Source organism: Tepidibacillus sp. HK-1, from assembly GCF_001748485.2.
In the GTDB taxonomy this organism is placed as follows: Bacteria; Bacillota; Bacilli; order Tepidibacillales; family Tepidibacillaceae; genus Tepidibacillus_B; species Tepidibacillus_B infernus.
On sequence record NZ_BDGM02000017.1, the window covers coordinates 59057 to 67232 of the forward strand.

The window sequence follows — 8176 nt, forward strand, 5'->3', positions numbered from 1 at the left end:
GAGGATGTAATCACGATGGCCAAGCTAAACCGTTGGTTTGTAATCCTTTTATTGACGATCTTTTTGATAGGATCGTCTTTTTCATATACCCTTGGTAAAAATAAAGACCAAATTGTGTTAATCATCATAAATCAACTTTCTTTTTATGATCAAACTAAATATAAAAATATAGATGGATTTAAGCAATTAGAGCAAGATGGGATAAAAGGTGCAATGAACCTTAATTCAGCTAGCAGTAGAAGTGATGCTAATAGCTATTTAACGATTGGAGCAGGGAGTCGAGGTATCGGTGTCAGTGATATGGGGAATTCGTATCAATCTTATGAAAGCATTGCAAAGTACAAAGGAATGAATGCGTTAGAAGTATATGAACAACAAACAGGATCAGAAGTAGCAGAAAGGGATGATCTGATTCTCTTTCTGCCCATTGAAAAATTACGAGATCAGATCCAAAAATTTCCATTTTACATTGGAGCCTTAGGTGAATCATTAAAACAGGCAGGCCTGACGGTAAAGGTTTACGGAAACAATGATACATTTGAGAGGATAAGATATGCACCATTGATTACAATGGATCAAACTGGGTTAAGTTATGGAGATGTAAGTGAAAATACCTTAATCAAGGATCGAAAAAGACCTTTTGGAGTAAAAACAAACTATCTCTACTTGTTGGAAAAATGGAGAGAAAATCGTGAATTAACTGATTTGCTTATTTTTGATTTAGGAGATTTATATCGGCTTGAACAATTTAGAGACCAGATGAACAACGACTATGAAGAGCAACTTAGAAATGTCATTTATCAGGAGATAGGCCAATTTATTCAAACGATCATCAACCAACTGAATCAAAACCAAACATTGATTGTATTATCCCCAATGGTAGGCCAACAAGCAGTAAAAGAGGATATGCTTTTATCTCCAGTCTGGGTCTATCATGGACAAGAACAAGGGAATTTCCTCATTTCTGGTACCACGAAACGACCAGGAATTGTGGCGAATATTGATATCGCGCCGACAATTCTTGAAAAGTTAGAAGTTAAACAGCCTTCATACATGTTAGGCCAAAAAATCAAGAGCATCGATGAAAACCTTAGTTTAGAGGAAGAAATACAGCAGATTTCTACCACATATAGAACAAGAGCTACGGTTTTATATACTTATGTCGGATGGCAAATCTTTATTCTTATTTTATCGATTTGGGTTTGGTTAAGAAATTACAAAAGAAGCTTTTCTTGGATTCAAATAGGTTTATTAAGTATGTTATTTATGCCTTTTCTTCTATTAGTCACAGCTGATTGGATCTCCAATTACGCCTACCTTTATCTAGGTACTTTGATTGGAATTAGTTTAGTTTTAGCATGGCTGGTCCAACAATTAAAACCCATTAAAGCCTTTTTTCTAGTGGGTATATTGATTTTTCTATCCATAACTTTAGATACCTTCATGGGTGGGCCACTGATGAAAAGATCCTACCTTGGGTATGATCCGATCATTGGTGCTAGATATTATGGGATTGGTAATGAATTTATGGGCGTTTATATTGGCGCAACCTTATTATTTATCTCTCATTTTCTGCAAATGAAAAAGAATGGGGTTACTTTTTTTATTACCTTATTTGTTTTTGCAGGGATTAGTTTTATTCTTTTATATCCTACGCTTGGAACGAATGCGGGGGGAGCAATATCTGCGATTGTAGGTACGGGAATAGCTACAATAAGGTTTGCTGGCTTAACCTTTAACAAAAAAGGGATTATCTGGATGTTGCTCATATTGGTTTTAGGATTAGGTATGCTATTGTTTATAAACAGTATCGTTCCAATAGAAAGCAAATCACATATTGGTAGAGCATTATCCAAACTTTATCAAGGAGATTTCACTATGATCTTTCAAACGATTGAAAGGAAGTTAGCCATGAATTTTAAACTGATACAAGTTTCTTCATGGAGTAAGGTAATGGTGACTTCTATTTTTGCAATGGCAATCATTTTTCTAAAACCACAAGGAACATTGAAACGAGTGATGGAGCATTACCCTGATGTTTTTCATGGTTTTTTTGGTATCGTTGCTGCTTCGATCACCGCTTTATTTGTAAATGATTCAGGTGTTGTGGCTGCATCAACGATGATCATCTTTGCAGCAGTTCCTATGTTATTTTTAGCTATCAATGAAGAAAGGAGCTAGATTGTTTCTAGCTCCTCCTGAATTTCTTCCCATTGTAACATCAGATGATCTAGTTGGTTTTTCATTTGTTGAAGCTCATCATTCTTAGCATAAGAAAGTTGATGATCAGAATAAACCTCTGGCTGAAGAAGTTCTGTTTCAATTTTTCTTATTTCTTCTTCCAATCTCTCTATCTCTGCTTCAATACTTTCAATTTTTCTTTTCAATGATCTTTCTATTTTTTGCCTTTCTTTCTCTTCTATATATTGTTGTTTCGTCGCCTTTTGCTCAATTTGTGTAGATTGAACTTGTGTTTGTTCTTCTAGTTCAGCTTTTTTTTCTAAGTAATAGCTATAATTCCCCAAATAATTAGTTGCCCCTTCTGTTGTTAGCTCGATCGTCCTTGTTGCAATTCGATTTAAAAAGTAACGATCATGAGAAATGAAGAGGATTGTTCCAGGATAATCGATCAGTGCATTTTCTAATACTTCACGACTAAAAATATCTAGGTGGTTGGTAGGCTCGTCCAACAATAAAAAATTTGCTTTTTGTAGCAATAATTTTGCCAAGGAAACTCTAGCTTTCTCCCCACCACTTAAATCTTTTATCTTCTTAAAAACATCATCCCCAATAAAGAGAAAGTTTCCTAATAAGGTACGAATTTCACTTTCTAACATCGTTGGATGCTCATCCCATATTTCATCAATCACTCTTTTTTCTAAATGCAAGCGATCCTGCTCTTGGTCATAATACCCGATCATTACATTAGAGCCGTATTGAATTATCCCATCGACGTGAATCTCTGCAATAGGATTTCCAGAAATGGATTTAAATAATGTAGATTTACCAATCCCGTTTGGCCCGATGAGGGCAACGCGTTCCCCTCTTGTAATATCAAAGGAAACATTTTCGAATAGATGGCGAGCCCCAATCCCGATGGAAAGGTCTTTTACAGACAGAACTTGAGTACCACTCTGTTTCTCGATATCAAAGGTAAAGTAAGCTTTTTTTTGTTTAAGTATAGGCCGATCTATTTTTTCGATTTTCTCTAGGGCCTTTCTTCTACTTTGTGCCCTTCTAGTGGTTGAGGCTCTTGCAATATTTTTTTGAATGAAATCTTCTAACTTGGCAATCTCTGCTTGTTGTTTTTCATATTTTTTCAATGTTAATTCTAATTGCTGTGCCTTTTGCTCAATATATTGACTGTAATTCCCTACGTAACGAGTTGCCTTTGTTCTTTCAATTTCATAAATCACTGTGACCAAGGCATCCAAGAAATAACGATCATGCGAAACAACTAAGATGGCACCAGAATAGGATTTTAAATAAGCTTCAAGCCAAGTCAAGGTTTCAATATCCAAATAATTGGTTGGTTCATCTAATATAAGAAGATCAGGCGAAATTAATAAGAGCTTTGCTAGAGCAAGTCTTGTTTTTTGACCACCGCTTAAGGTGTGAATAAAGGTTTCTTCATAAGGAAAAGAGTGGAATCCTAAGCCGTGTAAAACACCCCTAATTTGTGATTCATATTCGTATCCACCTTGATCTTTAAACCGTTCCATCGATTCTGAGTATTCTTTTAATAATTTTTCATACATGGTCGCGTTTTCGAGATAGGTTGGGTCAGACATTTTTTCTTCTAAACGACGAAGGGATTGTTCTTGTTTAATCAGGTCTATAAAAACAAGCTTCATTTCCTCCCAAATGGTTAATTCTGTATCAAGTCCACTATCTTGAGCTAAATAGCCAACAGTTGCACTTTTGGCAAGATGAATCTCCCCAGAATCAGGGAGCATTTCGCCAGCAATGATTTTAAGCAAAGTTGATTTTCCGGCTCCATTTACACCAACAAGTCCTACACGTTCATTGGATTGGATTTGTATATCAATATCCGATAGAATAGGTTCTACGATAAAAGATTTTGAAAGTCGGTTCGTTTGTAGTAATATCAATAGTAAATCACCTCTTTTCATAAGTGTAACGTAGATACTATTTATCAATCAAGTGGAAGACTCATTTCCTTTGCAATGCACAATTTCTAGAAGAAGGTATGAAGAATGTGTGATAAAAATCCTTTTCCTTCTTAGTCGTTTGAGTTAGTATTAATGAAAGATAACTTTGCTCAAGATTGAGCAATTTCGTAAAAAATATTGTAAAATAGTAGAGATGGGGAAAAAAGCCATGAGCTTCACTTCTATATTGTTAGCTGGCGGACAAAATAAAAGAATGAATGGGCTTCCAAAATGGGAATTGCCAATAGGAAAGGAAATAATGATAGACCGGTCGATTCGGCGGTTAAAATCAGTATCTAAACAAATCATCATTGTTTCTGGCGGGACTTATCAGTTTTCCTTTTTGGATAAAGAGGTAGAATTCATTAAACTTGTTTACGACCAGACCCCATTCTTAGGGCCGTTGAATGGAATACGAACAGGACTTACTCATAGCACAGATCTATATCATTTTGTCGTTGCTGCGGATATGCCCTTTTTTTCCGTTGATTTGGCTCTATGGATGTACCAATTAGCAACTACGAATCAAATGGATATTGTCATTCCTAAGTGGAAAGATAAATTGCAACCTTTACATGCGATTTATTCAAAAAGTTTGATAGATGCGATGTCCAAAGATATAGAAGAAGGGAAAAACAGTTTAGTAAAATGGATTCTGGATAAAAAGAGACTTCTTATTGTAGAGGAACTAGACGTACAAGAATTTAACCAGAGTGGAAAAATATTTTTCAATATGAATGATCCTGAACAATATATGGAAGCATTAAGCTGGATGATTGAGGAGGAAAAAGAGTGAAGTCTTCTATGCTTAAAGAGATAAAAGTGGAAGATGCAATTGGATATGCTCTAGCTCACGATTTAACTAAAATTGTTCCTGGAGAATTTAAAGGAAGAGCATTTAAAAAAGGGCATATCATTACAGAAGAAGATATTCCTGAATTATTAAAAATCGGAAAAGAACATATTTATGTAATAGTGTTAGAAAAAGGTTATTTACATGAAAATGAGGCTGCCATTCGTATGGCAAAAGCGATTACTGGGCAACATGTGCTTACAAACGAACCACATGAAGGGAAAGTGACACTTACTTCCGAAATATATGGATTAGCAAAAGTAAATGAAGAAATCGTTCATCAAATCAATACAATCCCTGATCTTGCTCTAGCTACTGTGCTCAATAATAAAATCGTGCAGCCTGGAGCGAAGTTGGCAGGAACTAGAGCACTTCCTCTTATTGTTGAAGAAAAATACATTGAACAAGTTGAAGCGATTACCAAAGGGAAAACTGTGATTGGGGTTAAACCATTTAAGCTTTTCAAAACAGGATTAGTCACAACCGGAAGTGAAGTATTTAAAGGCAGGATTAAAGACCGTTTTGGCCCGGTTATAGAAAAGAAATTAAAAGCATTTGGCTCTGAGTTGGTTGAACAGCGTTTTGCTCCAGATGATGTAGAGCAAATTAAAGCTGAAATCAAATATTTCCTTGATAAAAAAGTAGATATGGTTCTTCTTTCTGGTGGAATGTCTGTCGATCCTGATGATCGTACCCCTTTTGCGATTCGAGAAATGGCTACAGAAGTAATTACTCAAGGGACACCCATGCTACCTGGTTCGATGCTGATGGTCGCCTACTCAGAAAATACACCAATTCTCGGGTTGCCTGGAGGAGTATTACATGATCCTTTTACTGCCTTTGATGTCGTATTGCCAAGAATTCTTGTAGGTGAAAAAGTAACAAAAGAGGAAATCATACGTTTAGGTTATGGGGGGTATTATGGTTGCTAAATGAACGCAAAATTCCCATTGCTAGCTTTGTTGGCTATTCCGGTAGTGGGAAGACCACCTTGATGGCGAAGGTCATTCACGCATTTAAACAACAAGGATATCGTGTTGCAGCCATTAAACATGATGCCCATCGTTTTGAAATGGATCATGAAGGGAAAGATACTTGGAAATTTGCCCAAGCTGGTTCTGATGTTGTACTGATAAACTCACAAGAAAAATTGGCCATGATCGAGAAGGTGGAGAGATCGCTTTCATTTGAGGAAGTGATTTCCTATGTGAAGGATGTAGACATTATCTTGGTGGAGGGGTATAAACATGAAGCCCCATCTAAAATTTTAGTCGTTCGTAGAGAAGAAGATCTAACCCTACTTTCAAGTCTTAAAGATGTGATTGCAATTGCAACTTCGTTACCACTTGATGAAAAGCAGATCCCTATTTATGATTTAGACGATGTTGAAGGGATTGTAGAATTGATTCAATCAAATATATTGGGGGAGATAAAAGATGGCTCAAGATCATAAGATACCACAGGTTACAGCCAAGAGATTACCTTTATATTATCGTTACTTAGAAAAGTTACATCTCATGGGAAAACAGCGTGTTTCATCAGCCCAATTAAGCAAAGAGTTATTGATCGATCCAGCAACCATTAGAAGAGACTTCTCGTATTTGGGGGAATTAGGGAAAAAAGGATATGGTTATAATGTAAGCTACTTGTTGCAGTTTTTACGAGACTTTTTAAAACAAGATGAAGTAACCAATGTTGTTCTCATTGGGGTTGGTAATCTAGGTACAGCTTTACTGCATTACAATTTCTATAAGAATCGCAATATCAAAATTGTGGCTGCCTTTGATAGCAATCCGAACAAGTTTAATCGTGAAATTGATGGTATTCCCGTTTATGGGATTGATAGCTTAAAGGAAGTGGTTCAATTATTCCGGGTTGAAGTTGCGATCCTAACCGTACCTGTTCATGTGGCCCAAGAAATAACAGATAAATTAGTAGATGCAGGAGTTAGAGGAATCCTCAACTTTACTCCTTCAAGGCTAACAGTGCCAGCTGGTACATTGGTACACCATATTGACTTAACGACTGAATTACAAACATTGGTCTATTTCCTTAAGAATTTTCCAGAAGATGAGCTAATGGAACAAGACCAAGAGCTAGAGAATGAAGATGAATAGGAGAGGGATCTCATATGGTGGATCAAGATAAATCAATGACTTTAGTCAGTCATTTAGAAGAGTTAAGAAAAAGAATTATCTGGATTATCTTGTTTTTTGTCATTGCCTTGGTGGTTGGTTTTATGTTAACAGACCCAGTTATTCGCTATTTTACTGATGAGCTCAAAGCAAAAGGGGTTACCTTTAACGTTTTCCGTTTATCTGATGCACTAAGAGTCTACATGCAATTTGCTTTTGCGATTGGGATTACCCTTTCCCTTCCTTTTGCGTTATATCAAATTTGGCGATTTGTTGCACCAGGCTTAACAAAAAGGGAAAGAAAGGCAACCATATGGTTTATTCCCTTTGCCTTTATTCTATTTTTACTAGGGGTATCATTTGCTTATTTTATTCTATTTCCAATGGTCGTTACCTTTCTATCCAATATCTCTAAACAGTTAGGTGTTGTTGAAGTATACGGGATTGCTCAGTATTTTAGCTTTATGCTGAACATCGTGATTCCGTTTGGTATTGTGTTTGAGCTTCCAGTTGTCGTAGTCTTTTTAACCCGTCTAGGTATCATTACACCTAAATTATTAATTAAAATTCGGAAGCTGGCCTATTTTGTATTAATTATTGTGGCCGTCACCATTACACCACCTGAGCCGATGTCAGATATTCTAGTCTCTGTTCCACTCATTTTGTTATATGAAATTAGTATCATCCTATCCAAAGTGGCCTCAAAAAAACGCCAACAAGCATTAGAAGAAATTTAATCTGAACAACAAAGAGCACGTCAACCTTGAAGAAGGAAGCGTGCTTTTTTTATATGTTTTAAAGTTTAAGTGAAAATAAAATTACATCGTGACTAGAACAAAAACGAATAATATTTTTTTAATCTTATCCAAAATAATGTCCTCCTTTTAATTGGACTTGAGTCAATATCTTGGACACAAAAAAGTTAAGTTTTTTGTAAGTCACTTGTCGGCGGTTTTGAGTATCTCCGTTTTGCCTCTAATCCGACAAGGTCTTGCTCTGCCATGTATCTCAGCTGA

At 36.1% G+C, this 8176-nt stretch carries 7 protein-coding genes; 6 read left to right on the forward strand and 1 reads right to left on the reverse strand.

Going from position 1 to position 8176, the window contains the following annotated elements:
* Window positions 1–15 precede the first annotated feature (15 nt).
* On the forward strand, window positions 16–2181 hold the full coding sequence (locus BEN26_RS09980; RefSeq protein ID WP_069799877.1) for a hypothetical protein: 2166 nt from the start codon (window positions 16–18) through the stop codon (window positions 2179–2181).
* Here BEN26_RS09980 and BEN26_RS09985 read toward each other — a convergent pair.
* Window positions 2178–4112: an ABC-F family ATP-binding cassette domain-containing protein gene (locus BEN26_RS09985; RefSeq protein ID WP_069799880.1), complete on the reverse strand. Its 1935-nt coding sequence runs from the start codon at window positions 4110–4112 to the stop codon at window positions 2178–2180. The genes BEN26_RS09980 and BEN26_RS09985 overlap by 4 nt on opposite strands.
* Window positions 4113–4341: 229 nt before the next feature.
* Between BEN26_RS09985 and BEN26_RS09990 the strand changes: the two genes are divergently transcribed.
* From BEN26_RS09990 to tatC, 5 genes are read left to right on the forward strand one after another with little or no spacing between them, the layout of a single operon-like run.
* A complete protein-coding gene (locus BEN26_RS09990) occupies window positions 4342–4968 on the forward strand; it encodes a molybdenum cofactor guanylyltransferase (protein WP_069799882.1) in 627 nt (208 codons plus the stop codon).
* A gap of 8 nt (window positions 4969–4976) precedes the next feature.
* Window positions 4977–5957, forward strand: a complete 981-nt coding sequence (locus tag BEN26_RS09995) for a molybdopterin-binding protein (protein ID WP_069799938.1) — start codon at window positions 4977–4979, stop codon at window positions 5955–5957.
* Entirely contained in the window at window positions 5951–6478 is a 528-nt protein-coding gene (gene mobB / locus BEN26_RS10000; protein WP_220126424.1) for a molybdopterin-guanine dinucleotide biosynthesis protein B, read from the forward strand. The genes BEN26_RS09995 and mobB overlap by 7 nt, the downstream gene beginning before the upstream one ends.
* Window positions 6462–7142 (forward strand): redox-sensing transcriptional repressor Rex, encoded by a 681-nt coding sequence (locus tag BEN26_RS10005; protein WP_069799885.1) that lies wholly within the window; start codon window positions 6462–6464, stop codon window positions 7140–7142. The genes mobB and BEN26_RS10005 overlap by 17 nt, the downstream gene beginning before the upstream one ends.
* 14 nt (window positions 7143–7156) lie before the next feature.
* Window positions 7157–7897 (forward strand): twin-arginine translocase subunit TatC, encoded by a 741-nt coding sequence (gene tatC / locus BEN26_RS10010; RefSeq protein ID WP_069799887.1) that lies wholly within the window; start codon window positions 7157–7159, stop codon window positions 7895–7897.
* Window positions 7898–8176: the final 279 nt, after the last annotated feature.

Excerpts from the sequence above, each read along its gene's own strand:
- BEN26_RS10005 (WP_069799885.1), top strand. The coding sequence starts at position 6,462 with ATGGCTCAAGATCATAAGATACCACAGGTTACAGCCAAGAGATTACCT.
- BEN26_RS09990 (WP_069799882.1), top strand. The coding sequence starts at position 4,342 with ATGAGCTTCACTTCTATATTGTTAGCTGGCGGACAAAATAAAAGAATG.
- BEN26_RS09980 (WP_069799877.1), top strand. The coding sequence starts at position 16 with ATGGCCAAGCTAAACCGTTGGTTTGTAATCCTTTTATTGACGATCTTT.
- tatC (WP_069799887.1), top strand. The coding sequence starts at position 7,157 with ATGGTGGATCAAGATAAATCAATGACTTTAGTCAGTCATTTAGAAGAG.
- BEN26_RS09995 (WP_069799938.1), top strand. The coding sequence starts at position 4,977 with ATGCTTAAAGAGATAAAAGTGGAAGATGCAATTGGATATGCTCTAGCT.